This is a genomic window from Grimontia kaedaensis (assembly GCF_023746615.1).
Classification (GTDB): domain Bacteria; phylum Pseudomonadota; class Gammaproteobacteria; order Enterobacterales; family Vibrionaceae; genus Enterovibrio; species Enterovibrio kaedaensis.
On record NZ_CP082275.1, the window covers coordinates 2,362,085 to 2,387,473 of the forward strand.

Consider the following 25,389-nt stretch of genomic DNA (forward strand, 5'->3'; position numbering starts at 1 on the left):
GTGATTACCAATTTTAAAAGGAAAAATACGATGAAAAAGACACTGATTGCACTTTCTCTGGCTCTGCTTACCACTGGTGTATTTGCTGACACGATGGACCACGTCTCTAAGGACCACAGCACGATGAATCATGGAGAAATGGACCACTCTAAAATGGACCATTCAAACATGATGAATATGGAAGGTATGTCAGCTGTGGGTATGCCGGCTACAGGCGCAAAACCAGACAAAGTCATCCACGTTATCCTGACTGATGACATGCGCATCAACTTCAAAAAAGACGTGACTATCGAACCAAACGACGTGGTGCAGTTTGTCGTGATAAACGCAGGCAAAATTGCCCACGAGTTTTCTATCGGTTCGATGGAAGAACAACTGAAACGCCGTGAGATGATAAAAACCATGACGAGCGATCATGATTCAAGCAGCACTGTGGCCGTTAAACCGGGGAAAGCGAAGCAAATACTGTGGCATTTTCACGGCGACAAGAATGTGGAGTTTGCCTGCAACATCCCAGGCCATGCGGAAGCAGGTATGGTGAAGAGTGTGAAGCTTTAACGCATCAGACAAAGCGCCGCAATGATGAGGCGCTTTCATTTAAAATGATAGTGAGCCATTCAAGGTGTTTCGAATGACAGTTATCTGGGTTGGCATTAAAGAAATAGGCTTCAGTGGCGCTCTGCGCACCTTGATGGGCCTGCTGCTGGTCGGAAGCTCGTTGGATTTGTTTGATGTCGAGGGAAAGAAGAATTATCAACTCTCCAATGCCCCTCAACGGCGCCACTTCCCAATCTGATTCACGTTACAGGAACTGAATGCCAACCACCAGCCAGTGGCGTTTGGTTCCACGGTCAAAACGTTCCTGATAAATCCCAATTGTGGCTAAATTATAGCGATAAGCAGATTTTGGCTGTTTCAGGTATTGGTGGCTGTATTCGTATCTCTCATCTGCACCAAAAGACACCTGCTCTTTTTAAGGTAAAGAAGATGCAATTGCTGTGTTAGAAAAGCAGGCGCGCTTGGCCGGTAACTCATTGAGATAGCGATATTGACGAGCCGCAGCCGCGCCTGCGACTTGCTTCAAAGCTTTCCTGAAAACCTGATCAGTTTCGAGTACGTTTATAACTGGTTGACCAGATGGTGATATTTTCAGACAAGCGACGTAATCGTAGTCAGGGAAGCGTTCTAACGAATAAATTTGACGGGAGTCGATATCGATTTTGGGATAAGCATTAAGCGGAACGGCCTCCGCAGCTAAGGCCACCATGCACAAAACAGCCACTTTTGAAATCGCCCTAATTTGCACCCAAATCACCATCAATGAACCAAAGTTCAATCAATTTAAGAGTTTGAATTTAAGCGAGATAAAAGCTTAGTGCAAAGATCAAAAGGCAGGTGTCATCGCAAAGTACGACAAGTAGCGGTCTCTCTTTTTTCGAAGGTGTGGGGGACATTTTCCATTTATTTTGGCAGATGAGTTAGCCTGCCGAAAAAGGAATTACTGTTCCACTTACCAAGGCTGTTGATACCTTCCATCGATTCATCTCACAATAGAATGACCAAATAAACATACATCATCACTTCAAGCCGAAATGACCATCAAACCAGATAAAGTGTAAAGAAATCCGACAGAAGCACTATATACAGCGGTTAACAGAGCGATGACTCACTACTCTCTGTAACAGGTGTGTGGTCATAATTAGATTCACCTCTCATATCAAACCCAAAATTTCGGACATTCGTTGCAACACCGAGACAACAGAGGTCATATAATCCTTTCACTATTGAACCAGGACTCAATAATTAACCGATGTCACGATGTACTCCCTCTTATAAGAGCCTTGAGGTGTTCCTCGCCGTTGCCAGAACTCAATCCTATTTCCTTGCGGGAGAGGAAATGTGTATTGATGCAACAGGCGTCTACAAGCACATTAAGACTGTCGAGAATTACTTTGATCAGCGACTGGTGCTTGGCAGTAAGGGGAACGTAAAACTTAGTGAAGCCGGAAAGCAATTGGCAAAGCAGTTGAATGATGGCTTCGAGATCATCAACTCTGCCTGCTCAACGCTTAAAAAAGACGATTCGCTGAATGTAAAACTCCCTATTTCTTTCGGGCTGCGCTGGCTGCTTCCTAACACCCACGATAACTTTTCACTAGCCTCCGAGTTCGGCCAATTTCACTTTCATGTTGCCTACAGCCATACCATCGACTTTGCAGATGAAGACTTTGATATGGCAGTGGTTTATACCGTTAACAGCAAAGACCAAAAGTTCTACGATGAGCAGCTTGTCGCCGTCGCTAAGCCTGAATATCTTGAAACGCTCATCGACGCCTCATGGCCGGAATTACTCAAGCACGGACGTATCATTCACCCTTCTTCAACAGAAGCTGATTGGGAGATTTTCCTGGACAAGTTGGATATGGATGTTCGCCAAAGTTGGTGTTCGCAACGAATGATGACGGATTCCATTAGCAGTGCCATCTCGATCGTAAAAGAGATTGGTGGAATTGCAGTCGTCGATCCTCTCTTTATTCAAAACGAACTCGCCACTGGAGAGTTGGTCATGGTGACGCCGGAAGTTGTGCCGACAGGCTTTGGCTATAAGCTTGCTGGCTCGCGCGTTATGCCGGACGAAGACGCTTATCGCTTTTTGGAAAAGTGGCTGACAGAAAATTGCCTGTTCAATCTCCCTGCTCTATCACAGGCTGATGTCGCATAAAAAGAAACTCGCCCCAGGGCGAGTTTTTTATCGTGTGTAGTGGCTCATCTAACAGAGCGTATTAAGAGTTTGCTGGCACTTCGTTACCTAATTCATCTCGCTGCTTTTCACCCGGTCTTCGCATGTTTGCTAACATGCTTGCTCCTAAGATCAATGCACCACAGACTACATCAGTCAATGTTGGGACTTCATTGAAGAACATCACGCCGATGATGAATGCCATAGGTACTGACAGGTACAACAACACACTGCCTGTTGCCACATGCGCACGACGAAAACCCATAATAATGAAATAGTTATAGGCATTACCCAATACGGCTGCGAGGAGTACAACACCCCATTGCATAGCCGAGATTTCTACCCAGCCTTCCACAAACACCGTCATTGGGAGGGATACGGCGGCCAACGGTACTGCCAACCAGAACAGCATAAACTGAGGGTTTTCCTCTGAGCCCAAACGCTTATTCAACACGTGCTCAATCGCCAGCGTCAGTGCTGCCACGATTGGCGCAATCACACTAAACCCGCTGCCTGCATCTTCAGGTCTATTGATATAAAACACCGCGCCAAAACCCACTAAACTTGCGATAACGTTCTTCAGCGAAATCTTTTCACCGAGTAGAACAACAGCCAGCGGGATAATGAAAATGGGCTCTGCAAACAAAATGGTAATCACGGTGGCAAACGGTAGGTTGGCCAAGGAGTAAAACAAGGCGTAGCAACCCACTAGGTTAAGCGCAAAGCGCCAGTAGTAGATACGGCGATCTTTAATCTTCTCGCGCTTTTTCCAGTAGTAGGCCACCACAGGCAGGATGACTAAAGCGCCGATTATCCAGCGCATAAACAGCAACTGCCATGTCCCGATATCGCCACCAGCGAGCTTGATGAATGCATCCATGGCTGTCGCGGAAACGACAGCCAGGAAAATCATCGCCAGCCCACTCCAATGCGTTTCTCTATGCAAAAGACGCCTCCTTGTCCTCTTGCTCAGTATCAAACCATGGCGTTTCGACACGCTGTGGTTTAGCAACAACATCGTTCAAGTGCTCATAAACAGAGCCATGGTAAAGTCCTTTACCATGCAGCCATTCATCGTTGTAAACCGTGTTCAGGTACTTTTCTCCACCATCGCAAATCAGGCAAACCATGTTGCCGCTGCCTTCACGCTTCGCACAGCGTTTAATGGCTTCGTAAATCGCGCCACCCGCTGACCCACCCACCAGCAATCCGTGCTCACGGGCAAGATATCGACAGGTTGTGAAAGCTTCCGCATCGCTAACGCGAACACCTTCGTCAAGAAGGTCGGGGTCGTAAAATGGCCCCATCACATCACCTTCTGGCATACCCGTCCCAGATTGCCAGTAAGGCCCACTTGGGAAACCGAAAATCACCGAACCAACCGGTTCCACACCGACAATTTCCAGCGCGGGATAACGCGCGCGAAGGGCCTCGCCTACACCTACAATACTACCGCCTGTACCAACACAACAAACCAGGCTATCAAGGTTGTCGCCAAGTTGCTCCTGAAGCTCTACCGCCAACGTGTTGGTGTAACCTGCAGGGTTCGCGGCGTTATTGCACTGATCCATAAAAAGACCACCATCAATCGAAGCTGCGAGGTTTCGTGCAGTTTCAATGCGGGCAACCGTTGCCACTTCATCATCGGCAAAGTCGCCTTCCAACAGGTGTATTTTCCCGCCATAGGCTTTGACTGCTGCGAGCTTGTCAGGTGCCGCGTGATGGTCAACAACCGCAATGAAGTTGATGCCAATCTCGGCACACATATATGCAAGGGCAGTGGCTGTGTTTCCAGAAGAAGATTCCACCACTGTTCCGCCACGCTTCAATCGGCCGGAGCGAAGCGCATCGAAGAGCATTTCGCGCGCCATGCGATCTTTCATGCTTTGTCCGGGATTATTCTTTTCCACTTTCAGCCAAAGTGTCCAATCACTGTGGGCAAACCTCAAGGCAAGCATCGGTGTCTCACCAATCATCTGGTGCATAGCTGTGCAGAGTTTCATCCTCGTACCTCCTCGATTGAAAAAGAATCTTCCTTGTTATCCAGAACAACTTTGTTAGGGATAGGTAAACCATGAAAACGGGTTTCCAGCAGGTCCATCAGGTAACCGGCTGTATTGTTGAAAACCAGCAAATCGCCGGCTTTGGGCATTTGGGAGAAAGGCACCTTGCGATAAGTCAGTACATCTTCTTCAAGGCAGCTCTGCCCTGCGATATAGGCGCGGACGGCATTAGTGGGTTTAATTGCCTCTTGAGAGACAGGAAGATGGACAGGATCGACGATAAATTCCGAATTGAACCAGGTTTCAGAGAAACTGAAGCTGAGGCCTTTTACTACGACACAGTGGTCTCCAGCATTAGTGGTTTTAGTTCCAAGTACCTCAAAAGCGGTAAACCCTGCACCATCCGTTAATGCACGTCCTGGTTCAACATTGAGTTCAATGTTGTTCGCTTTCAAACGCTCAGCATTGCCGCTTTCGAGCAGCACTTTTTCTACAGCAGTCTCCAACGTATCTGGGTGCCAATAGGGATAAAAGCTTTTTGGCATTCGACCCGCGACAAAGTCCTGCTTGTCGATGGCATTTTGGAAGCGTCGCCAAGTGGCTTCCTCGACATAGCGAAGTGGATAGCCACCGCCAATGTTTATTGCTTTCCAGCGAATAGCTGCGCCATACCGCAACGCATCAGCAATATCCAATAAGTCAGAGAGTGCTTTACCACGCTCTAGAGGGCAGTAACCGGAAAGGTGAAAGCCTGCGCCTTCCAGTTCAATATTCGACAAGCTATCAGCAACCAAAGAGGCTGCTTTCAATTTGTCGGTGTTCATCCCAAAACGGGTGTAAGGCTGCTCTGCATTCCAGCGAAGTAACACACGTGCGGTTTTTCCAATCGATACTGCAAGGCTCTGGATTTGAAGCAACTCTTCATCGCTGTCGACAACAATTCTTGCCTCTTGTCTCAGCGCCAGTGTCAGAAACTCTAATGATTTAAAAGGGCCCGATAAGCTGCAGTCTTGCCCGCGCACACCTTGCGTTAATGCCAATTGGAACTCTTCAAGCGATGACACATCGATACCAATCCCTTCTTCGGCGGCCGCCTTGACCAGCGCAGCAGAACGATTGGTTTTCATGGCATACAACACTTGAAACCGCTCTCCCAAATATCGGGAAAGCACATGCTTCACACCCACAATATTTTGCTTAATTCGATGGGGTAACATGGCGTGAAATGGGGCGTTTGCCGCTTTGGTGATAAGGGGAAAGAGTTGGCGATAAGGAAGCGACAGATCCTCTTTTGCAGGGAAACGGATGTCGAAGTCGTTATTCGCTTCTACCGCCGCCCTCGTATCCATACTGATATTATTCATTGCGTCTCCAGCGTCCATGCTACAAATCAGGACAGCCGCGTGAAAAATTCAAGCATCTTGGCTGTGTTCAAATACCCGAACAATCTGAGGCACTCGCTCCTGAGAGCATCAGATTGTCGGTATCTATGATTAATTTTCAGGACACCACACGCTATGGAAATAAGTGCACATTAGTCTGCATTTTTTGCATCCCTTTGTTGCGAAAGCACTCTTCTGTTTATCTGCATCTAACTAAATACTGGAGGCGGCGTTATTTCACTCGCCGGAGCCTGTGGCGCATAATCCGCATGCTTAGCAACAGTTCTTCCTATGCCAGAGTTGGTCAGGAAAGGGATTATCCAAATCAGCCAAGGCGGTTGCGGACAATCAAACGCTGAAGAAGTATCTGACAACACTGCTTCGGTGAAAGGTGCACCTAGCTGAAAGATATCTCCAGTACTGAGTTCAAACTCAGCCAAAACATGTTGCCAGACAGATTTACTCATCCATTTTTTGAGAAGCACTTCATAACTGACCCTCACCAGTTCCGCATTGATTTGTTCATCCTGGCCCAGTCGCTCTTCCAAACAAGCGAGTGGTGGCGGAAGACGTTCACCAATCATCAGTTGAACCATGTCTATGACGGTCAGACGAACTACACCGTATCCCATCAAATCGAACACAACAGAGGGCAGATCAGCACGTTGGGTTCCAGCCAGTGGACGGCTCATATCTTCTACATTTCGAAGTTTGACCCTAAATGAAGCCAACATTTGGTCTCTGCTATCGGTCGCAGCTGCCCGCCCCTGCTGTCCTGACATGATGGTCAGAGCACGAAGCCGATGCAGCGTGGCGAGAACGAGGCTAAGCGCCATGTCCGCTTCTTTTTTGTTTTCAACAGTGCGGCTGAAATTACCTTGGGAATAGCCACTCAATCTACACAGCTGAACTGCGCTGAAATTGAGTTTTTCCAATTCTCTCCGAACAGCTTCAGATGGTGGAGCATGAAGTCTCAGCATACGGCACGCCGTCGACTGCAACTCACGGACAAGCATTCGGGTGCTTTCTGCGTCTCCCCACCGATTTAGTGGGAACAAAGCTGGTAAAAATTTTGATGCGGCGCGGGCGGAACCATCCTGCATACCTGCGAGGCAAAACATATCACTCCAAGAAAGAACCACTGTATCTATCCGTTCCTGATAGCAGAGGTCTGCGGTAAATGTTCCGTTGTCCTGAAACGACAACGGGCGAAGGCAATGGGCATAAGTTGGTTGTGTCATCACTCCCCTCTAAATCAAAAGCGAGGTATATACAACGCTGACTTCTTGGGTCAGCTCGAATTGATGACAGCGTACAAGCTAAGACTGAGGGATATTTGGAATTGTTTGCAACCGCAATTGCAGGAAATGCACCTCCATGATTTCCAAGCACTTTTGTTGCATATTGAGAGCATAATACAAAAGCCCGCCACCTAGGCAGGCTTCTGTATCGATGAAAAACGCTTAGATATCAACGTCGTTATACGTATCTAGCAGTGTTTTTGCTGCCAGCTTACCCAACTCGTTGGCAGCAAGTGGACTCGCGCCAGTCAGCAACAAACGATCGCGACAAACAGTGTTATCCGATTTAGTGTTCATCAGCGTCATACCCAGGCCTTCTAGCTTTCCGCTCACGCTACTTGGCATTTTTCCTGGCAAATACCCCACCTTGGGGGTCATCTCATCAACGGAATCAGGGAAAACTGCCAGCTTATAGCCTTCATAGAGAAATGGCTGTTCATCAAGCGTGGTCGCCAACAAGGCCGCTGGGCCATGACATAGGGTAATCGTGAACAAATCATTGCTATCCGCCCATCGCAGTAATTTATCGACATTGTGATCGTCTGGAATGCCCAACATGGCTCCGTGCCCACCAGGGATAAACACTGCGGCGTATTCATCACTGTTTTGCAATGATGCTTCTAAAAAGTGCTGCAATGAACCCGGTGCTTCGAATTGCTGCTTATATTCCTCATAGAAAGCTTTCACGTATTCATCTTTCTCTGGGAACGCCCACATTTCTAAAACCACAGGCTTCCCTGTTGGTGTGACTATCTCAAAGTCAAAGCCAGCATTTTTAAGATGAAGCATGGGTAAAATCGCTTCCACAGGATGATTACCTGTCGAAAACATTTTCCCATTTTGCATGGTCATGTTTTTTTGCTCAGTGAAGATCACCAGTATTTTTTTGGGGCTACCGTTGTACTTTTGATATGTGACATTCTCGAAGTCAGTTTTATCAACCGTTGCTAACTTCAGAGCCAATTTTGATGGCGAATAGGAACCATCAGCTTCCTGTTTAGGCGCAATTCCAAATAATTTCTTCAGCATATCCCTTTCCCTAATGAGTATTTCTGAAAAGGGATATCACCTGAAATCCCTTTATAGTCACTTCTTCAGTCGTTATCAGACAGAAACATTGATGATGATTTTGCCTTGTGCGCGACCTGTTTCGCTGCGCTCATGCGCTTCAGCGACCTGCCCTAGCGTGAACTCACTGTCGATACTTACTTTCAATTTCCCTGCATCGGCCAGCTCAGCAAGCTGTTCTAATTGTGGGCGGTTTGGCTGAACGAAGCAGAATTGCGCATTTACACCATATTTAGCGGCCATTTCTTCTTCAGGAGATGTCGCGATAGACACCAAGCGACCACCTTTTTTCAGCGTTTTGTAGCTCTGGTTTTGAGTTTCACCGCCAATGGTGTCGAAAACAACATCCATATCTGTCAGTTCAGAAAAGTCCTCATTGCGATAATTGATAACGTTGTCAGCGCCAAGGTCTTTTACAAGCTCAATGTTACGCGATGACGTTGTCGTATAAACATTCGCACCTTTTTGCTTCGCAAATTGGATAGCGAACTGACCAACCGCTCCCGATCCACCATGGATCAGCACTTTTTCGCCTTCTTTCAGATCGACATACTCAAAGAGCGCTTGCCATGCGGTTAATGCCGCCAAAGGCACACCAGCAGCCTGTTGCCAACTGAATGACTTTGGCTTCAAAGCCACTTCGTCTGCAGCTGCCGTCATGTATTCCGCATAGCTTCCGTTTTTAGCAATGTCAGGTCGGCTATAAACTTCATCACCCATCGCCAAGCTACTTACATCTTCGCCAACGGCAACCACTTCACCGGCTACATCCCACCCCAGTGTTAGCGGCAAAGGGTGATTCAATAATGGCTGTAAGTAACCCTCTCGGATCTTCCAATCTACTGGATTTACAGAAGCTGCACGCACTTTAATCAGCACTTCGTTTGCCGCTGGCGCCGGGATATCAATATCATTCAGTGACAGCACTTCCCTGCCACCAAATTCACTAATTTGAACTGCCTTCATTGAACCAGTCATCACTTTCCTCTTTGAACCTTTGGTTTGAATATGAGCAAAGCGTACACGGATTGAACCGCCTTGATTAGACAGTTAACCGTCACTATATTGTTTCCATTTAATCAACAATTGATATTGAAATGGCATTTAAAGACGAAAATTTTCAAGCATTGATTCTTTTTGCTCACATAAATCGGCAAGGCAGTCTGTCTGCTGCTGCCGATCTTTTAGGTATCAGTCGCTCATCAGTCAGTAAACAGCTAGCGGCATTAGAGAAGAAGATTGGTTCAAGGCTGTTCAACCGGACGACAAGAAAAATCGTGCTAACCGATGTTGGCCGTAAAGTATTGCAGGAAGCACATAGCGTTGAGTCAGCACTTCAGCGAATCGAGCATATTAGTGAAGACTCTCGCTCAGTGGTCTCAGGGCATATCAATATCTCTGCCCCTATTGCTCAGGGGCGAATCCATATCGCCCCACTACTGACAGAATTTATCAATCTCCATCCCAAAGTTACTGTCAATCTTCAACTTGAAGACAGGTTTATCGACATGATCGCAGAGAATGTCGATGTTTCTATTCGTGTCGGTTACTTGCCAGATTCTTCACTCATCGCACGCAAGCTCGGCGACGTGTCCTGGGTGCTTTGTGCTTCCCCAAAATACTTAGAAGCAGCACCACCACTAAAAGCACCGAGTGATTTACTCAATCACCGTTGCCTTTACTATCGAAATTCGAAAGTCAGCATGAACACCTGGACGTTCGTTGGAGAACATGGCGAAGAAGAAATCACCGTATCGGGACCTTTTTCAATTAATGACCCCGGCGTGTTGATTACTGCAGCTTTGGATGGTGCAGGAGTGTTACTGATTAACAGAGGATTACTTGGCAACACCATAGAAGAAGGAAGACTAATTTCCTTGCTTGATAACTATCAAGTGGTTGGCGGATTGCCCACTTACGTGGTTTATCCGGAAAGAGAGTTTATTCCCGCAAAAACCAGAGCCTTGGTAGAGTTTCTGGTTGAGAAAATGCCTTCGAAGATGAGTAGTGATTAAACGGAAACTCTGACTACCCAAATACGAAAAAGCCCGCTCACTGAGCGGGCTTAATCTAATTTGGCGGAGAGATAGGGATTTATGCGGTCGCTTCGCTCGGCTGAACCTAGGGTCTAGGGTTCTGCATCCCTATCCCCACAGGTTTATTCCAAATACGAAAAAGCCCGCTCGGTGAGCGGGCTTAATCTAATGTGGCGGAGAGATAGGGATTTGAACCCTAGATACGCTATTAACGTATGCCGGTTTTCAAGACCGGTGCTTTCAACCACTCAGCCATCTCTCCGTAAGTGCGGCGAATATTAACGGGGTCGTGGAATGCTGTAAACCCCTTTTCTACACATTCGTGTTTAAGTGTCTCTTTTTTAAACGCATAGACTGCATCAGAGCCAGATTGCACCGAATTCAAAGCCAACAGGCGCAAGTTCAACGCTGAAAGGCGCAATTAACCCTCGGATTTAGCCAGTTTCTCAAGGTTGTGACTACACTGATGAAAAAAGCCTTGAGTTATTGATAGGTATATCACTTTGATAACCGAAGAGATGAAGGCACTTCCTGCTTAACATTGAACGTCGCAGAAAGGTCTGAAAGTCATCTCGTGAAGCACAAGGTCATTAGCCAACGAGAAGAGAGACGACAATGAAAACTTCAGATTTGTTTGTACGTGCGCTGGAAAATGAAGGTGTCGAATATATCTACGGCATTCCGGGTGAAGAAAACCTCGATTTTCTGAACTCGCTAAAAGACTCCAAAATTGAACTGATCCTAACGCGACATGAGCAGGCAGCCGGGTTCATGGCGGCAACCTACGGCCGTTTAACCGGTAAGCCTGGCGTTTGTCTCTCAACCCTTGGTCCTGGTGCAACAAACTTTGTGACTGCTGCTGCCTATGCGCAACTCGGTGCGATGCCGATGATCATGCTGGGTGGCCAAAAGCCAATTCGTAAGAGTAAACAAGGCCGCTTCCAGATTGTTGATGTGGTCAATCTCATGAAGCCAATTACCAAATACTCCGAGCAGGTGGTCGATGGTAATAACGTCCCTGCGATGGTGCGCGAATCATTCCGCGTATGCAAGGAAGAGCGCCCGGGAGCAGGTTATCTGGAACTGCCAGAGGACATCGCGGACGAAGACTCAGGTGCGACAGTGTTCGATGTTGTTGAGCACCGCAGACCTGATGCGAACGAAAAATGCCTCGACCAAGCGGCGGAAATGATCAAAAAGGCCAAAATGCCGTTGTTACTGATTGGTGCAGGTGCCAACCGTAAACGTTCCAGCCAAGCACTTAAAGAATTCATCGATAAAACGGGTATCTACTTCTTCAATACTCAGATGGGTAAAGGTGTGGTGGATGAACGTCATGAGCGCTTTATCGGTACTGCCGCTCTCTCAAGCCACGACTTCTTGCACTGTGCGATTGAAAAAGCAGACCTGATTATCAACGTGGGTCACGATGTGATCGAGAAGCCACCGTTCTTCATGGAAAAAGGTGGCACCAAAGTTATTCACATCAACTTCTTTGCGGCGCGTACCGATGAGGTGTACTTCCCGCAACTTAACGTGGTGGGTGACATCTGTTCTTCAGTAGGTCGCCTGACAGAAAAAGTCGGAGAGCTGTCGCAGGACATGAGCTACTTCGGCCGCGTCAAAGCCCACGTTGATGAGCGCACCACCAAATACTTTGAAGATCGACGTTTCCCTATCCTGCCCCAACGTTTGGTGAAAATCCTACGTGACCAACTGGATGATGAGGACATCGTCACCCTTGATAACGGCGTATACAAAATCTGGTTTGCACGTAACTACCAATGCCATACGAATAATACTCTGCTGCTGGATAATGCACTGGCAACCATGGGGGCAGGTTTGCCTTCAGCCATGGTGGCGAAGCAGCTTTATCCCAACAAAAAAGTTGTGTCGGTTAACGGCGACGGCGGCTTTATGATGAACTCGCAGGAGATCGAAACTGCAGTACGTATGGGGCTGGATCTGGTGGTCATCATCCTGAACGACAGTGCCTACGGCATGATCAAGTGGAAGCAGGAAGGTATGGAATTCGACAATTTTGGTCTGGATTTCGGTAACCCTGATTTCGTGAAATACGCCAACAGCTTTGGCGCGATTGGCCACCGTCCTGATAGCCACGACGAGTTCCAGTCGATTCTGAAGCACGCTCTAAATAGCCCTGGCGTGCACCTTATCGATTTACCAGTGGATTACTCACTGAACCATTCCATTTTGAATGTTCTTATCAAGGAAAGCCGTTCAATCGGATAAAGGGAGAGTGTAAACATCATGTCTGAACTGAACGTCTATCGCCCCTATGATGGCGGTTTGATTCGGTCGCTGCCAATGCAGACAGCGGACGATGTAGAAACAGCGCTGGCGACTGCTCACGCGCTGTTTCTCGACAGAAGCGCATGGATGCCACCGCATCAACGGATTGAGATTCTGGAGAAGGTTATAGAAATCATGTCATCGCAGGTGGAATCGCTCACCCGCATGGCAGCTGAAGAAGGTGGTAAGCCTTACATCGACTCTAAAGTAGAAGTGCTTCGTGCTATCAACGGTGTAAAGCTGGCCATTGAACACATTCCCCAGATCAAAGGCGAGCAGATCCCGATGGGACAAACTGCTGCTTCCGTGAATCGTATGGCTTTTACAATTCGTGAGCCAATTGGTGTTGTGGCTTCAGTGAGTGCTTTCAATCACCCACTCAACCTTATTGTTCATCAGGTGATTCCAGCGCTTGCTGTCGGTTGCCCTGTGATTGTAAAGCCTGCGCTCACCACGCCTCTTTCTTGTCTAAGGCTGGTTGAGATCATGCATGAAGCCGGCTTACCCAAAGGTTGGTGTCAGGCACTGGTCTGCGATAACGATGCGTCGAGCAAGCTGGTTTCTGATTCAAGGGTTAACTTCCTTTCATTTATTGGCTCAGCCAAAGTTGGCTGGATGCTGCGATCGCAACTTGCACCTGGCACGCGCTGCGCACTGGAACACGGTGGCGCCGCTCCTGTCATTGTTGATGATAGCGCCAATATCGATGAAGTTGTGCCTATGCTTGCTAAAGGCGGCTTTTACCACGCTGGCCAAGTTTGTGTATCGGTTCAACGCGTTTACGCACAGCAGGGGTTCTGTCGTGAACTTGCAGTCAGACTGGCTCAGGCTGCTGAAAAAATGAAGGTCGGCGATCCACTGGATCCGGACACAGAGGTCGGTCCGTTAATTCTTCCACGCGAAGTGGATCGCGTTGATGAGTGGGTTCAGGAAGCCGTGAAAGGCGGCGCTGAGTTACTTTGTGGGGGCGAAAAAATCTCTGAGAGCTGCTACGCCCCTACAGTACTGCTGAATCCACCGCATGATGTTCGTGTCTCCCAGATGGAAATCTTCGGCCCTGTGGTGTGTGTTTATTCTTATGCGGACAAACAAACGGCAATCGATCGTGCCAACGGTCTGCCATACGCTTTCCAGGCGGCGGTTTTTACCAATGATTTGGAGGATGCATTGAATGTCACTCAGCAGCTCAACGCGACAGCAGTCATGGTGAATGACCATACGGCGTTTCGCGTTGACTGGATGCCTTTCGGTGGCCGTGATGCTTCTGGCGTGGGCCTTGGCGGTATTCAGTATTCCATGCATGAAATGACGCGCGACAAAATGCTGGTATTCAAAAGTAAGCACTTGTAATTCAGCACCACTACGCAATCCCTCTGACTCACCCTTTATGAAGAGTAAAGGCTTCAATATTGGGTGAGTCCTTCTTTCTGGGTTCCCCTCTCTATTAAAGCCCGTCTAATCAGTTAGTTTAGGTAAAATGTCTTATATTTAATTCATTAATAACAACTTCAAGACAAGCGAGGTAGCGTGAATATCCGAGCCCGGGCGGTGCTCTACACCGCGTTCATTTTTACGGCTGTCATTCTTGCGTTCATCACTCTGGCATTTGGCTATCTGGCCGATGCCCGTAAAGAGGAGATGAATTACCGCGCCAAAGAGCTCGCAGAGCTTGTGTCTGTTACCTTCGAGATCCCACTGCTTGAAAAGAACCACACCATTATCCGTGATATGACGGATCGCTTCGTTGCTCACGAGGATTTGACCTATTTAACGATTGACCAAGGTGACTCGCTGATAGCACACAGCCGAAGTCTGGATACACCCAAAGATGGTATCACCGTAGTGATAAAGGAAGTTGAAGGTGATGAAGGTAGACTTGGCACCGTGATTGTTGGCTATCGCAATCACTACTCCGACAACATGGCTTCACCCATCGGCCAAATGCTCATTTGGGGTACCAGTGGTATCGGCCTTTTTGCCATTGTGGTGATTTATATCTTACTCTATTCCATCACACGCCCGTTGCGGAAACTTCATCAAATTAAAAAAAACGGCGAGCCAACATCCAGATTCAGTCTGTTTGATGTTGATGAAATAGAAACCACGGTCAATGAGGTTAATCAATTACGAAAAAAGATGGACAGGAGCTACAACAAACTTCAGTCCTCATTGCGGGACCATGAGTTTTTCCACCAACAAACCCGAATCCTTGAAGAGCGAAGCCAAGCCATTTATCACGCATCCTTGGACGCCATTGTTGTGGTTGATGATCAAGACACCATTATTGAATTTAATCCAATGGCAGAGCAGCTATTTGGCTGGTCGAGAGATGAAATACTTGGCCTAAGACTAGCGGAAACCATCATCCCCGAAAGACTGCGCGAGAGCCATATCATAGGAATGCAACACTTAATCAAAACGGGTGAAGGTCCAGTACTTGACCAACGTATCGAGCTGCCAGCAATGCGTAAAAGCGGACGTGAGTTCACGATAGAAATTTCTATCTCGTCAGCAAAAACCAAGAATGGCTATATCTTTGTCTCGTACATCCGCGATATCTCACTTCAAAAGGCGCGGGAAGAAGAACGGCAGCAAACTGTTCAGGCATTTGAAATGGGCTTTCCTATGCTGATTGCCGATGCCAAAGGCCATATTGTTCGCATCAACCAAGCTTTCTCTGACATGTTGGGATATAAACCAGAAAATGTCATCGGTGAAAAGCCACGCTCATTAACTGAAAACCCTACAGACAAACCCTTCCACACGAGGATATGGTTATCACTTTTAGGGCGTGGTTTTTGGCATGGGGAGCTGGAGCTGAGGCATAAAACCGGGCACGTGATTCGCGTAAAATCGAAAATGAAGTCACAGCGTAATGAAAGCGATGAAATGCAATTCTATGTCGCTCATTTCGAAGTGCAAGGCGACTGTCACCAAGAGGTTAAGCCGGAAACTTATCTTGAAGATGAAAAACAAAGCCCACGGTAGCGGGCTTGTTCATTCTTAGGTTTTTAGCAGGTTATAGCGTGATAAACACGCCAGCCAACGCAGCACTCATCAAGTTAGCCAACGTTGCCGCAACCACTGCGCGGAAGCCAAGCTTCGCCACATCCTGACGACGCTCTGGTGCCATAGCACCGATAGAGCCTAGGTTAATCGCGATAGAACCAATATTGGCAAAGCCACAGAGTGCAAAGGTCACGATGATTTGGCTGTGCTCAGACAGGGTGTCCTTCACATTAACGAAATCCATAAAGGCAACGAACTCGTTCAGAATCGTCTTTTGACCAATCAATGCACCCGCACTCAGCGCTTCATTCCAAGGAATACCTGCAGCAAATGCCAATGGAGAGAACAGGTACCCGAAGATCAGCTGCAATGTCAGGTTTTCATAGCCAAACCAAGCCCCCACAATCTCGAAACCTGCGTTTACCATCGCAATCACGCTCACGAATGCAATCAGCATGGTACCAACAGCAACTGCCACCTTGACACCATTCATGGCACCGGATGCCAGCGCGTCAACCGCATTAACATCAGCACTTTTTTCCAGCTCGATGTTTGATTGTTCTATCGCGACTTCACGCTCTGGCACCAGCATTTTTGCCATGAGAAGACCACCCGGCGCCGCCATAAAGCTCGCCGCAATCAGATATTTCAGTTCTATCCCCAATGCGGCGTAGCCACCCAGTACAGAACCAGCAACAGAAGCCATACCACCCACCATGATGGCAAACAGCTCTGAACGGGTCATGTTCTTCAAGAATGGTCGGATAACCAGTGAAGACTCACTCTGGGAAAGAAAAATGTTGCTGGTTGCAGCCAGAGACTCAACCTGAGAAGTACCTAGAAAACGTCGAATAGCGCCGCCAATCACTTTGATTAGCCATTGCATGATACCGAGGTAGTAGAGAAGAGAAATAATGGCGGAAAGGAAGATGATGAGAGGAAGAACGCGGATAGCAAAAATGAAATTACCACTTGCCAGATCACCAAAAACAAAACCGATGCCTTCGTCCGCAAAAGCTAATAATCCTGAAACGCCGTTGCTGATTGAACCGAGAAGAGATTGACCAAGAGGGAAATAGAGAACCAACGCGGCAAAGCCGGCTTGAAGGGAGAAAGCGCCGAGAACAGTTCGCCAATTAATGTCACGACGACTGTCTGAAAGTGCGTAAGCACACGCCAACAGGGCCAATACGCCGGCCAAGCTGTAGATGATTTGCATTATGTTACCTTGCTTATGTATCTGGATTTTGGCGTGTTTTGATAATACGCGCGCAGGCAAAGGCAACATGGCAGGAGGCTGCAGATGTTGTCTTACCCAAAGGCGAATATCAAAGGCCCATATACCCAAACGACCTGGAGACACAGGTTGTAATTTGTTTGGGTATTAATGCTCACAGTTACGCTGGGCCCAGTTCCTTGGGGCAAGTTTCCATTTTGCAGCCGATTGAAAGCTTGGTTATTCACGCCATTCGTTAACGAAAAGCGCTCGCTTTAACCGGGCGGGGAATATAGCAAAGCCAAACCGTATGTGACAATGATCACTTTTGTTAAATTTCACAGTTTGATGGCAAAACAGGCTGATTTGGATAAAAACTAAAACGAGAAAGCCCGGCGAGAATGCCGGGCTTGTCGATGTATCTTTAAGCTGAACTCACTTCATATGGAAGATTTGTTCAGTTTCCAGTGACGTCATTGCACGCACCTGACGCCATACGTAGTAGAAGATACCCAGCATCATCAATGTGCTTGGAATAGCAATCATTGGGTAGCTGTAGAGCGTCATTTTGCCCAACTCTTCATTGAATGCCACTGTGCCCGCTGGGCTGGTCACAATCCAAGTCGCGAGGAAATAGTTCATTGCAGACGAGAAAACGAAAGTACTGGCAAACAGATAGTTAGATACCGTAAGACAACGCTCAAATGACTGTGTATTGTTTGTTTCCGCAAGACGCTCTTTGATAAGTTCGAGATTTAGGAGGGTGTCGTTGAAGATCATTTTCTTCACGATGGGATAAGGCGTGAAAGTGGAAATCAGGACCGCAAGGCCAATCACACCAGGGATCAAGGCTTCTTTTATCGCCAACCATTGAGTATCCAGCTCAAGCAAACCAATCCCGCCTGTCAGCAACACACTGACAAAGCCCAGTGCCGCAATCAGGTTCAGTTTTTTGCTTCGAACAAGTTCCAAACCACCGTAAGCTACTGGGAAGGCTAGCGCCACAACCAGTGCCATCACGGTACCGAGATGCTCCTCACCGCTGAACTTCATCAAAATGAACGAAGGCAAAAATACGTTAAAGACAATTTCGAACAGTGCGTTCGGCTTTTTGGTTTCGGTATTACTCATAATCTTCCAGTTTAAAGCGCCATGTTATTTTTCAGGCTTTGTTGAATTGTTCCCTGACAGCCACGAGATGTAAAGCCTGACCACACCATCCTGTGTAACGGCATGTGTATCTTGCTTGGTTTTTAGGCAGCGATTTGATGTGAAAAGTTCCGAAAAAGCTCAAATGAGGAGCATTTTGAGAGACAAAAACCCCGACATTTCTGTCGAGGCTTCATTGTGTTGGCGGAGCGGACGGACTAGAACGCGCCGGGCTCCCGGACGCGACCCAAAGTGCGAAGCACTTTCTGGGGCGCGAATAAGAAAAAAGCCCCAGTCTTTCGACTGAGGCTTAAATCGTTGGCGGAACGGCCGGGCTGGCGCTCCAGCGGGGCTCAAGCCGTATGGCTCGTGAGAGTCCCCCTATTGGAATCTGATAAATACAAAAAAGCCCCGCAGTTTCCTGCAGGGCTTTGTTGTGTTGGCGGAGCGGACGGGACTCGAACCCGCGACCCCCGGCGTGACAGGCCGGTATTCTAACCAACTGAACTACCGCTCCAATTCTTGTGAAATTCGGCTTTGAAGCCCAACTTCCAGAATGTGGCGGAGAGATAGGGATTTGAACCCTAGATACGCTATTAACGTATGCCGGTTTTCAAGACCGGTGCTTTCAACCACTCAGCCATCTCTCCGTAAGTGCGGCGAATATTATCGAGCTCTCGGAAGGCTGTAAACCCCCTTTTTGCATGTTTTAATTCAAATGCTCAAAAAGCCACCAAGAGGTGTGCATTTTCTTGCTGCACATCAGAAAACTCAACATCTTAAAAATGGGAAATTAACTTTCAAAACGAATTTTAAACTTTCTCGCACCCTGAATGTCAGTGACTGCTAGAATGCCCATTATCTAGAACAATTCGAACATGACGATGACAAAAAAACTGCTCACCTTCTTCCTTTACTTTTTTGCCCTTTCACCTACATTTGCTACCGAACAATCGGAAACCATCAGAGGCGCTGCCTGTTTAGTCTCAGATGATCAAGGCCGCGTGTTAGTCACCCGGGATATTCTGAATAACCGAATTTCAATACCCGGCGGCTTTGTAGATAGCGATAATCCTGCTGACGCTGCGATCCGAGAAACCCTCGAAGAAACGGGTATTGCGGTTGAAGTAATCAAAGAGTTTACACGATTAGATAGAGCCGTTTTGTTTGATTGTCGTGCCCTATCCCCTATTGCCATCCACAATCAGGAAGATGGCAATGCCATGGTGGCCAGTTGGCAAGCGGAGCATTTTGGCCGGGAAGTTCGCAACGTCTCCATGATCAAACCAAGCTCAGTAGACATTAAAGAAGTCCGATTCCCCGATCAGGTAAGAATGATCCCAACCTGGCTGGAAACAGCCACACCCAGCGAAACCGCCCACTTCGAAGAGTTCAGTCATATGAGTGCTGAGTTCAATGTGTGGAATGCGTCGATTAACCAAATGTTCCAACAAGCCATCAAAGCAATGCCTTCCATTTTTGGTGGACTGCTTACAGCGTCCTCGGCAATGGGAAGCGGCGTGTTGTTCTTCTTGCTTATCCCAATTGCAATGGCATCTGGCGGCGTAAAACGGGTTTCTCAATTGATGTTTACAACTGTCGCTGTCACCTTGATTGTCAGCTTCGCAAAGCTGCATTTTGCCGTTCCCAGACCCTTTTATCTGTTCCCAGATCTCCAGCTTACAGGCGCTTCAGGCTTTGCGTTCCCGAGTGGCCATACAGCCACAGCCTTTGCAGTATGGGGGCTGGTTTATCTGTGGTTAAAAGAAGCAGGTAAGGGATATCTCGCTATTTGGTTAATACCGTCGGTATTGGTGGCATTAAGCCGCGTTTATCTTGGTGTCCATTATGTTACCGACGTGCTGGCCGGAGCCGTGATTGGTACGTTGGTGGTTTCAGTTTCACACACTTTGACTCAACGCCAGAACAAACTTGTTTCGCCAGTATTGTGGGCACTGATTGGCGTTGTCACCCTTCCGCTCGCCGCCACCCAGATCCAGCCAACTTTTCTCTACTGTGCGGCTTTTTCACTGACTTTCGCTGTGATGCTATTCCTGACCAAAAAGCAAATCCCGGCTATTGATACACCTTTAGGTAAGAAGGGTTTCATTTGGGCATTTGTCAGTGTCGCGGCAGTTGCCGGGTTGATTGGCGGTGTAGGGCTAGTATCCAACTCAAGTATCGAAATTCTTGCTGCAATCACACTAGGATTTACTGTGTTGCCTGTGCTGCTGGCTTGGGTGGTTCCTAAACTCGGTAGATAACTCACCAACAACTCATCACAAAAAAGAGCGCCCTAGGGCGCTCTTTTTATCTAACAGGAAGATTAGCCTTTTGCGATATCTGCTAGTTCTTGTTCCGCATCATGGTCAATTTCCACGTGCGCAACAATACCAGCGCTCGGATCGTTGAAGACTGACTCATCCAGCTTGCCTTCGCTTTTAGCAACGATACAGCTGACTGCCGCATCACCAGTAACGTTAACCGCGGTACGAACCATATCCAACAGACGGTCAACACCCAGGATAAGGCCGATACCTTCCAGTGGCAGGCCAACCTGTGCAAATACCATCGACAGCATGATCAGGCCAACACCCGGTACACCAGCAGTGCCGATGGAAGCCAGTACGGCCATCAGAATCACGGTAAGGAAGCCACCTACGCCCAGATCAATACCGTAGATATTGGCGATAAACACCGTCGCTACGCCCTGCATGATCGCTGTACCATCCATGTTGATGGTTGCACCAAACGGAACAGTGAAAGAGCCCACAGAGTTCTTCACGCCCATACGCTCAGTCACAGTGCGCAGCGTAACAGGAATCGTCGCGTTCGAGCTTGCAGTACTGAATGCGAATACCTGCATATTGCGCGCCTTCTTCATGAAGGTCACGATGTTCAGGCCAGAGAACACTTTCAAAATGGTTGGAATAACCACAAAGAGGTGAACCAGCAGGATGCCAATCAGCACAACCACATAGCCTATCAACTCAACAAAGAGTCCCAAGCCGAGGTTGGCCATGGCTTTGGCGATCAGACAGAATACTGCATAAGGTGCGATTTCCATGATGAGGGTAACCATCTTCATCATGATTTCGTTCAGCACTTCCACCAGCTCAACGACTTTCTTCGCTTCTTTACCCACCATCAAAATACACACACCCATCAGAATGGCGAAGAAGATGATTTGCAGCATCTCGCCTTCGGAAAGCGCATTCACTGGATTGTTAGGGATGATGTCGATAAGCACTTGAGAAAGTGGTGGTGCTTCGCGGCCTGAGAACGCAGTATCAGCGGCCATTTGCATGCCAGTACCAATGCCGCTGATTGATGCGATTGTGATTGCCACAGCGATCGCAACGGCGGTCGTCAGAATATAAAGCGCGAAAGATTTCGAGCCCACTCTGCCGAGCGTTTTAATGTCACCAATCCCGCATACCCCGCAAATCAGCGAGAAGAGTACCAGCGGAACCACCATCATTTTCAACGCGTTAACAAACATTTTGCCCACAACGTGGAACAAGCCGTTTGTGATATAGGTGTCTACAAATCCACCTGCTGGGTTTAAGCCCAGAATGTTAATAGCGAGTCCAAGAATAATACCGGCTACCAAGCCGACAATAACCTTGGCGGTTAGGCTCATCTTGCCATCACCGTTTGATGCAGCGTCTACCATATTGCCTCCATGACTTTAGTTATGCAGTCGTGAAAACCCTTTCTTTTGTCTTACTTACTGGCAATTGGCAAAATTTGCACGAGCTAATTATGCATAATTAGTCACAAAGAGAGATATTCCATTCACTCAATGAGAAAGTGGTTGAATTAGCTTAAAAATTGACCAGTAGCGAGCGACTTATTTCGGGTAACCTCACAACTGGCAATAGATATATCGTGAATCTAAATTCAGCATTGTCTCGAATTTGAGTGATTTTGAAGTTTTTGTTAACGAGCCATTAACGAAATATGCTGCATGGGAATAAAGACAGAGAATTGGTGAGTCTTGCAGCAGGTTCTATCCTGCTGCGACTTCCTGGGAAAGGTTTAAGTGATTTTGTGCGGTCATGAAACTCACGTGGGCTTCAATCAAGGTTTTGGCTTCACTTTGCCAGTACTCGCCCTCTTGGCACTGGCAGTACTCAAGCAATACCACAACTAAGGCATCCATCCGTTGCAGGCACCATTTCTTCACTTTCAAATCGTGCCCTATGTTGCTGCCCATATCCTGCATCTTGCTGTAGGCGAATTGGAGGAAAGCGTAAGCACCTTCAACACTGTCCTGAGCGTTAAGATGATGATGGATGCGCATACACGCATCCAACCAATAACCAATAGCCTGACTCTTAGACTCATCAATGTATGGAAGAAACAGTGATGGGGGCGCTTGCTTCACCATTTCTTCCAAACAGCAAATCTCATTGATGTTCTGGTTACAATACCAACGCTGAACTTCGCCCAGCCAGACATCTACCGTCAGTTCATTGGACTGGCTCATGCCGCCGACTCCCAATTACGCACAAAGTGATTGTCGGAGACTTTCTGAATTTCAGGCTGCAGTTTCGCACTGAGAATACGAACTTCATCGGCGTTCTGGGAGTAATTTTCAGTTTGGTGGATAAGGTCCGCGAACGGCAGGTCCGGATCCGGCACCGCTGAGATCAGAAGCTTGGTATATGGGTGCTGCGGGTTGGAAAGAATCTCCTGCGTATCGCCCCACTCTACGATTTGTCCGCGATACATCACCGCCGTTTCTTCCGCAATGTAATGCGCTGTCGCTAGGTCATGAGTAATGTAGAGAAAACCAATGCCCATCTCTTTCTTCATGCGCTGCATCAGATTCAGCACGCCCAAACGGATTGAAACATCCAGCATTGAGGTTGGTTCATCCGCCAGAATCACTTCCGCACCTACACCCAATGCCCTTGCCAGGTTGATACGCTGTCGCTGACCACCGCTTAGCTGATGAGGAAACTTGGAGAGACAATCCGGATCCAGCTCGACCAGTTCCATCAGTTCGCGTTGGCGTTGCTTCACTTCCTCTTCGGTCGTGGCCTGGTTATGGATTTTCAGCGGTCGAGCAATATGGTGATCGATTGTGTGAGCCGGGTTGAGCGAACCAAATGGGTCTTGGAAGACCATTTGTACATTACTGCGATATTCGCGCAGTGCTTTGCCCGAATTGATGGTGTCGATACTCTGCCCTTTGAACAGAATATCTCCTGTCGTCATCTCATGTACCTTGGTAATAAGACGCGCCACAGTACTTTTTCCGCAACCAGATTCTCCGACCAACGCTAATGCGCGCCCTTTGTGAAGATCAAAGCTGATTCCGCGCAGTGCTTCAAAGGGTTCTTTTTTAGAGAAACCGCCACCTGCAAGGAAGGTTTTTGAGACGTTCTTGACTTCAATGATTGGCTGGCTCATGCGGTTGCTCCCTGTTCAAACTTGGCTTTGCTCCCATCTCTGTCATGGATATTAGGGAAAGAGGCCCAAAGCTTCTGGGTGTATTCGTGTTGCGGGTTCTGGCGAATTTCTTTTGAAGTATTTACTTCCACTATTTCGCCGTGACGCATGATGGCAATGCGGTCACTGAGTTGAGTCATCAAAGCCAGATCATGGGTAATGAAAAGCACAGAGAAGCCAAATTCTTCTTTAAGGGTGAATATCTGCTGAAGGATTTCGCGTTGCACCACCACATCAAGCGCAGTGGTGGGTTCATCCATGATGATAAGTTTCGGGCTCAGACTCAGTGCAATCGCAATCACCAAACGCTGACGCATGCCGCCACTGAACTGGTGCGGGTAGTCTCTCAACCTGTCACGGGGAATATTCACCAAGTCCAACATCTTGTAGGCGCGATCAATCGCTTCTGCACGCGTCCACCCTTTGTGGTGACAAATCACATCCACGAATTGCTCTTCGAGCGTGAGTACCGGATTCAAAGAATTCATGGCACTTTGGAATACCATGGCGATCTCGCTCCAACGAACCGCTGCCAGCTCTTTGTTGGACAGCGTGCGCAGGTTTCTCTCTTCTAGCCAGATTTCGCCGCCGGAAATGTACGCAGGTGGCTTGTGCAGATTGTTCACCGAAAATGCGATGGTACTTTTCCCGCAGCCGGATTCCCCAGCCAACCCGAAGACTTCACCTCGACCAATATCAAAGCTGACCGATTTCACCGCGCGGAAATGACCATCATCCGTGATGTAGTCAACGCATAGATCTCGAACCCTTAACAAAGGGTCACTATGAAAGGCGTGTTCACTTGCCATGTAGATTCACTCCCAAAACAATATTGAATGCAAATTATTATCATTTCTTTTTGCAGTAAAATAAGTTATTAAAAAAAGTGAATTAGATCGCAGAGTGTTGTTAGAAGGATCCCGAACACCCTTTCAGGTACAATTCCCGCTCATTTCTCGAATACGTGGTAAGCATGAGTCAATGTCCCGAGTGCGGAAACGCGCTTGAATGCACTGCTGAGTCTGGTCAATGCTGGTGCATGCAGTATCCCAATATTCTTCCTCCGGCAGCAGGAGACAACCTCTCGTGTCTGTGTAAAACCTGTCTGGCAAAACACATCAACGAGAAGCTGGAAAGCCTCTATCAGGAATACAGCACCAATGATTTGATTCGCCTGGCAAAGCCCTATCGCGAGCAAAAAGAGTTAGTAGAAGGGCTGGATTACACCATCGAACGTGGATTCTATGTATTCTCGGCTTGGTACCATTTACGTCGGGGCTCCTGTTGTGGCAATGGCTGTCGCCACTGCCCATATGGCAAAGCAGAACCATCAGGCTACAACAACGTGGGCTAAATCACGGACTCGTTGACGTTCTTAACTGAAAATACGCCGCTTTTTTTCACCCAAAAAAGACAACCCAGAAGAATGAAAATCGTTGCTGTCACCGCCTGCTCAACAGTCACTGCCCACACCTATATGGCTGCTGCCGAACTCAAAAAATCAGCACAACAAATCGGTATTCCAATCGCAGTGTAAACCCAGGGCGCGATGGGTATTGAGAACCCGCTCAGCATTCAGGATATCGCCTACGCGCATGTGGTATTGATTGCCTCCGACATTAAAGTAGAAGACCGCGCCCGTTTCACTGGTATGTATGACAGTGGGTGCAGTAGCGACCGCGCTGGTTGCAGTTCCCCTGAAGAAAATGCGT

Annotated in this window: 23 protein-coding genes, 3 tRNA genes and 1 pseudogene; 10 read left to right on the forward strand and 17 right to left on the reverse strand. The window is 47.8% G+C overall.

Annotated elements, in window-relative coordinates; genetic code table 11:
- Nucleotides 1-30: 30 nt before the first annotated feature.
- Complete coding sequence (copI, locus tag K6Q96_RS10690; RefSeq protein WP_251875646.1) at nt 31-558, forward strand: copper-resistant cuproprotein CopI; 528 nt, start codon at nt 31-33, stop codon at nt 556-558.
- Nucleotides 559-631: 73 nt separating this feature from the next.
- Nucleotides 632-796 (forward strand): hypothetical protein, encoded by a 165-nt coding sequence (locus K6Q96_RS10695; RefSeq protein ID WP_251875648.1) that lies wholly within the window; start codon nt 632-634, stop codon nt 794-796.
- Between the two features lie 6 nt (nt 797-802).
- Here the strand turns inward: K6Q96_RS10695 and K6Q96_RS10700 are convergent, their stop codons facing one another.
- Together K6Q96_RS10700 and K6Q96_RS10705 are read right to left on the reverse strand one after the other, a co-directional pair.
- Nucleotides 803-964 (reverse strand): hypothetical protein, encoded by a 162-nt coding sequence (locus K6Q96_RS10700; protein ID WP_251875650.1) that lies wholly within the window; start codon nt 962-964, stop codon nt 803-805.
- A 9-nt stretch (nt 965-973) separates the two neighbouring features.
- Complete coding sequence (locus tag K6Q96_RS10705) at nt 974-1,318, reverse strand: hypothetical protein (protein WP_251875652.1); 345 nt, start codon at nt 1,316-1,318, stop codon at nt 974-976.
- A 492-nt stretch (nt 1,319-1,810) separates the two neighbouring features.
- On the opposite strand from K6Q96_RS10705, the gene K6Q96_RS10710 reads away from it, so the two are divergent.
- On the forward strand, nt 1,811-2,722 hold the full coding sequence (locus K6Q96_RS10710) for a LysR substrate-binding domain-containing protein (RefSeq protein ID WP_256481719.1): 912 nt from the start codon (nt 1,811-1,813) through the stop codon (nt 2,720-2,722).
- 61 nt (nt 2,723-2,783) lie between these two features.
- Here the strand turns inward: K6Q96_RS10710 and K6Q96_RS10715 are convergent, their stop codons facing one another.
- The 6 genes from K6Q96_RS10715 to K6Q96_RS10740 all read right to left on the reverse strand — a co-directional run bounded on the left by K6Q96_RS10715 (nt 2,784) and on the right by K6Q96_RS10740 (nt 9,472).
- Nucleotides 2,784-3,686: a DMT family transporter gene (locus K6Q96_RS10715; protein ID WP_251875656.1), complete on the reverse strand. Its 903-nt coding sequence runs from the start codon at nt 3,684-3,686 to the stop codon at nt 2,784-2,786.
- Entirely contained in the window at nt 3,679-4,743 is a 1,065-nt protein-coding gene (locus tag K6Q96_RS10720) for a PLP-dependent cysteine synthase family protein (RefSeq protein ID WP_251875657.1), read from the reverse strand. Before K6Q96_RS10720 ends, K6Q96_RS10715 begins: the two co-directional genes overlap by 8 nt.
- The gene (locus K6Q96_RS10725) at nt 4,740-6,107 is read right to left on the reverse strand and encodes an alanine racemase (protein WP_251875658.1); all 1,368 of its coding nucleotides are present in this window, start codon (nt 6,105-6,107) and stop codon (nt 4,740-4,742) included. Before K6Q96_RS10725 ends, K6Q96_RS10720 begins: the two co-directional genes overlap by 4 nt.
- A 227-nt stretch (nt 6,108-6,334) precedes the next feature.
- The gene (locus tag K6Q96_RS10730) at nt 6,335-7,366 is read right to left on the reverse strand and encodes a hypothetical protein (RefSeq protein WP_251875659.1); all 1,032 of its coding nucleotides are present in this window, start codon (nt 7,364-7,366) and stop codon (nt 6,335-6,337) included.
- A gap of 222 nt (nt 7,367-7,588) precedes the next feature.
- The gene (gene hchA / locus K6Q96_RS10735; RefSeq protein ID WP_251875660.1) at nt 7,589-8,455 is read right to left on the reverse strand and encodes a glyoxalase III HchA; all 867 of its coding nucleotides are present in this window, start codon (nt 8,453-8,455) and stop codon (nt 7,589-7,591) included.
- 75 nt (nt 8,456-8,530) lie between these two features.
- Nucleotides 8,531-9,472, reverse strand: a complete 942-nt coding sequence (locus K6Q96_RS10740) for an NADP-dependent oxidoreductase (RefSeq protein ID WP_251875661.1) — start codon at nt 9,470-9,472, stop codon at nt 8,531-8,533.
- Nucleotides 9,473-9,591: 119 nt separating this feature from the next.
- On the opposite strand from K6Q96_RS10740, the gene K6Q96_RS10745 reads away from it, so the two are divergent.
- Nucleotides 9,592-10,509 carry a LysR family transcriptional regulator gene (locus K6Q96_RS10745; RefSeq protein ID WP_251875662.1) on the forward strand — a complete coding sequence of 306 codons (918 nt, stop codon included), beginning with the start codon at nt 9,592-9,594 and terminating at the stop codon, nt 10,507-10,509.
- Nucleotides 10,510-10,701: 192 nt separating this feature from the next.
- Here K6Q96_RS10745 and K6Q96_RS10750 read toward each other — a convergent pair.
- Nucleotides 10,702-10,792, reverse strand: a tRNA-Ser gene (locus tag K6Q96_RS10750).
- Nucleotides 10,793-11,145: 353 nt separating this feature from the next.
- Between K6Q96_RS10750 and K6Q96_RS10755 the strand changes: the two genes are divergently transcribed.
- From K6Q96_RS10755 to K6Q96_RS10765, 3 genes are all read left to right on the forward strand, one after another.
- Nucleotides 11,146-12,783 (forward strand): acetolactate synthase large subunit, encoded by a 1,638-nt coding sequence (locus K6Q96_RS10755; RefSeq protein WP_251875663.1) that lies wholly within the window; start codon nt 11,146-11,148, stop codon nt 12,781-12,783.
- 18 nt (nt 12,784-12,801) lie between these two features.
- Nucleotides 12,802-14,193 (forward strand): aldehyde dehydrogenase family protein, encoded by a 1,392-nt coding sequence (locus tag K6Q96_RS10760; protein WP_251875664.1) that lies wholly within the window; start codon nt 12,802-12,804, stop codon nt 14,191-14,193.
- 177 nt (nt 14,194-14,370) lie between these two features.
- On the forward strand, nt 14,371-15,831 hold the full coding sequence (locus K6Q96_RS10765; RefSeq protein ID WP_251875666.1) for a PAS domain S-box protein: 1,461 nt from the start codon (nt 14,371-14,373) through the stop codon (nt 15,829-15,831).
- Between the two features lie 31 nt (nt 15,832-15,862).
- Here K6Q96_RS10765 and K6Q96_RS10770 read toward each other — a convergent pair whose 3' ends face one another.
- The 4 genes from K6Q96_RS10770 to K6Q96_RS10785 all read right to left on the reverse strand — a co-directional run bounded on the left by K6Q96_RS10770 (nt 15,863) and on the right by K6Q96_RS10785 (nt 18,867).
- Nucleotides 15,863-17,071 carry a NupC/NupG family nucleoside CNT transporter gene (locus K6Q96_RS10770; protein ID WP_251875668.1) on the reverse strand — a complete coding sequence of 403 codons (1,209 nt, stop codon included), beginning with the start codon at nt 17,069-17,071 and terminating at the stop codon, nt 15,863-15,865.
- A gap of 432 nt (nt 17,072-17,503) precedes the next feature.
- Nucleotides 17,504-18,199, reverse strand: a complete 696-nt coding sequence (locus tag K6Q96_RS10775; protein ID WP_062661012.1) for a VC0807 family protein — start codon at nt 18,197-18,199, stop codon at nt 17,504-17,506.
- A gap of 458 nt (nt 18,200-18,657) precedes the next feature.
- Nucleotides 18,658-18,734, reverse strand: a tRNA-Asp gene (locus tag K6Q96_RS10780).
- A gap of 42 nt (nt 18,735-18,776) precedes the next feature.
- A tRNA-Ser gene (locus K6Q96_RS10785) sits at nt 18,777-18,867 on the reverse strand.
- Nucleotides 18,868-19,101: 234 nt separating this feature from the next.
- Here K6Q96_RS10785 and K6Q96_RS10790 point away from each other — a divergent pair.
- Entirely contained in the window at nt 19,102-20,481 is a 1,380-nt protein-coding gene (locus K6Q96_RS10790) for a bifunctional NUDIX hydrolase/phosphatase PAP2 family protein (RefSeq protein ID WP_251875670.1), read from the forward strand.
- A gap of 62 nt (nt 20,482-20,543) precedes the next feature.
- Here the strand turns inward: K6Q96_RS10790 and K6Q96_RS10795 are convergent, their stop codons facing one another.
- From K6Q96_RS10795 to K6Q96_RS10810, 4 genes are all read right to left on the reverse strand, one after another.
- Nucleotides 20,544-21,893 carry a dicarboxylate/amino acid:cation symporter gene (locus tag K6Q96_RS10795; protein ID WP_251875672.1) on the reverse strand — a complete coding sequence of 450 codons (1,350 nt, stop codon included), beginning with the start codon at nt 21,891-21,893 and terminating at the stop codon, nt 20,544-20,546.
- A 336-nt stretch (nt 21,894-22,229) separates the two neighbouring features.
- Nucleotides 22,230-22,709, reverse strand: coding sequence for a hypothetical protein (locus K6Q96_RS10800; protein ID WP_251875674.1), 480 nt, complete (start codon nt 22,707-22,709; stop codon nt 22,230-22,232).
- Nucleotides 22,706-23,638, reverse strand: a complete 933-nt coding sequence (locus tag K6Q96_RS10805) for an ABC transporter ATP-binding protein (protein ID WP_165013092.1) — start codon at nt 23,636-23,638, stop codon at nt 22,706-22,708. Before K6Q96_RS10805 ends, K6Q96_RS10800 begins: the two co-directional genes overlap by 4 nt.
- Nucleotides 23,635-24,486 (reverse strand): ABC transporter ATP-binding protein, encoded by an 852-nt coding sequence (locus K6Q96_RS10810; RefSeq protein ID WP_251875676.1) that lies wholly within the window; start codon nt 24,484-24,486, stop codon nt 23,635-23,637. Before K6Q96_RS10810 ends, K6Q96_RS10805 begins: the two co-directional genes overlap by 4 nt.
- A 164-nt stretch (nt 24,487-24,650) precedes the next feature.
- On the opposite strand from K6Q96_RS10810, the gene K6Q96_RS10815 reads away from it, so the two are divergent.
- Together K6Q96_RS10815 and K6Q96_RS10820 are read left to right on the forward strand one after the other, a co-directional pair.
- Complete coding sequence (locus tag K6Q96_RS10815) at nt 24,651-25,031, forward strand: cysteine-rich CWC family protein (RefSeq protein ID WP_251875678.1); 381 nt, start codon at nt 24,651-24,653, stop codon at nt 25,029-25,031.
- A 72-nt stretch (nt 25,032-25,103) separates the two neighbouring features.
- Nucleotides 25,104-25,328, forward strand: a pseudogene (locus K6Q96_RS10820) (PTS fructose transporter subunit IIB); the annotation flags it as partial.
- Between the last annotated feature and the right edge of the window lie 61 nt (nt 25,329-25,389).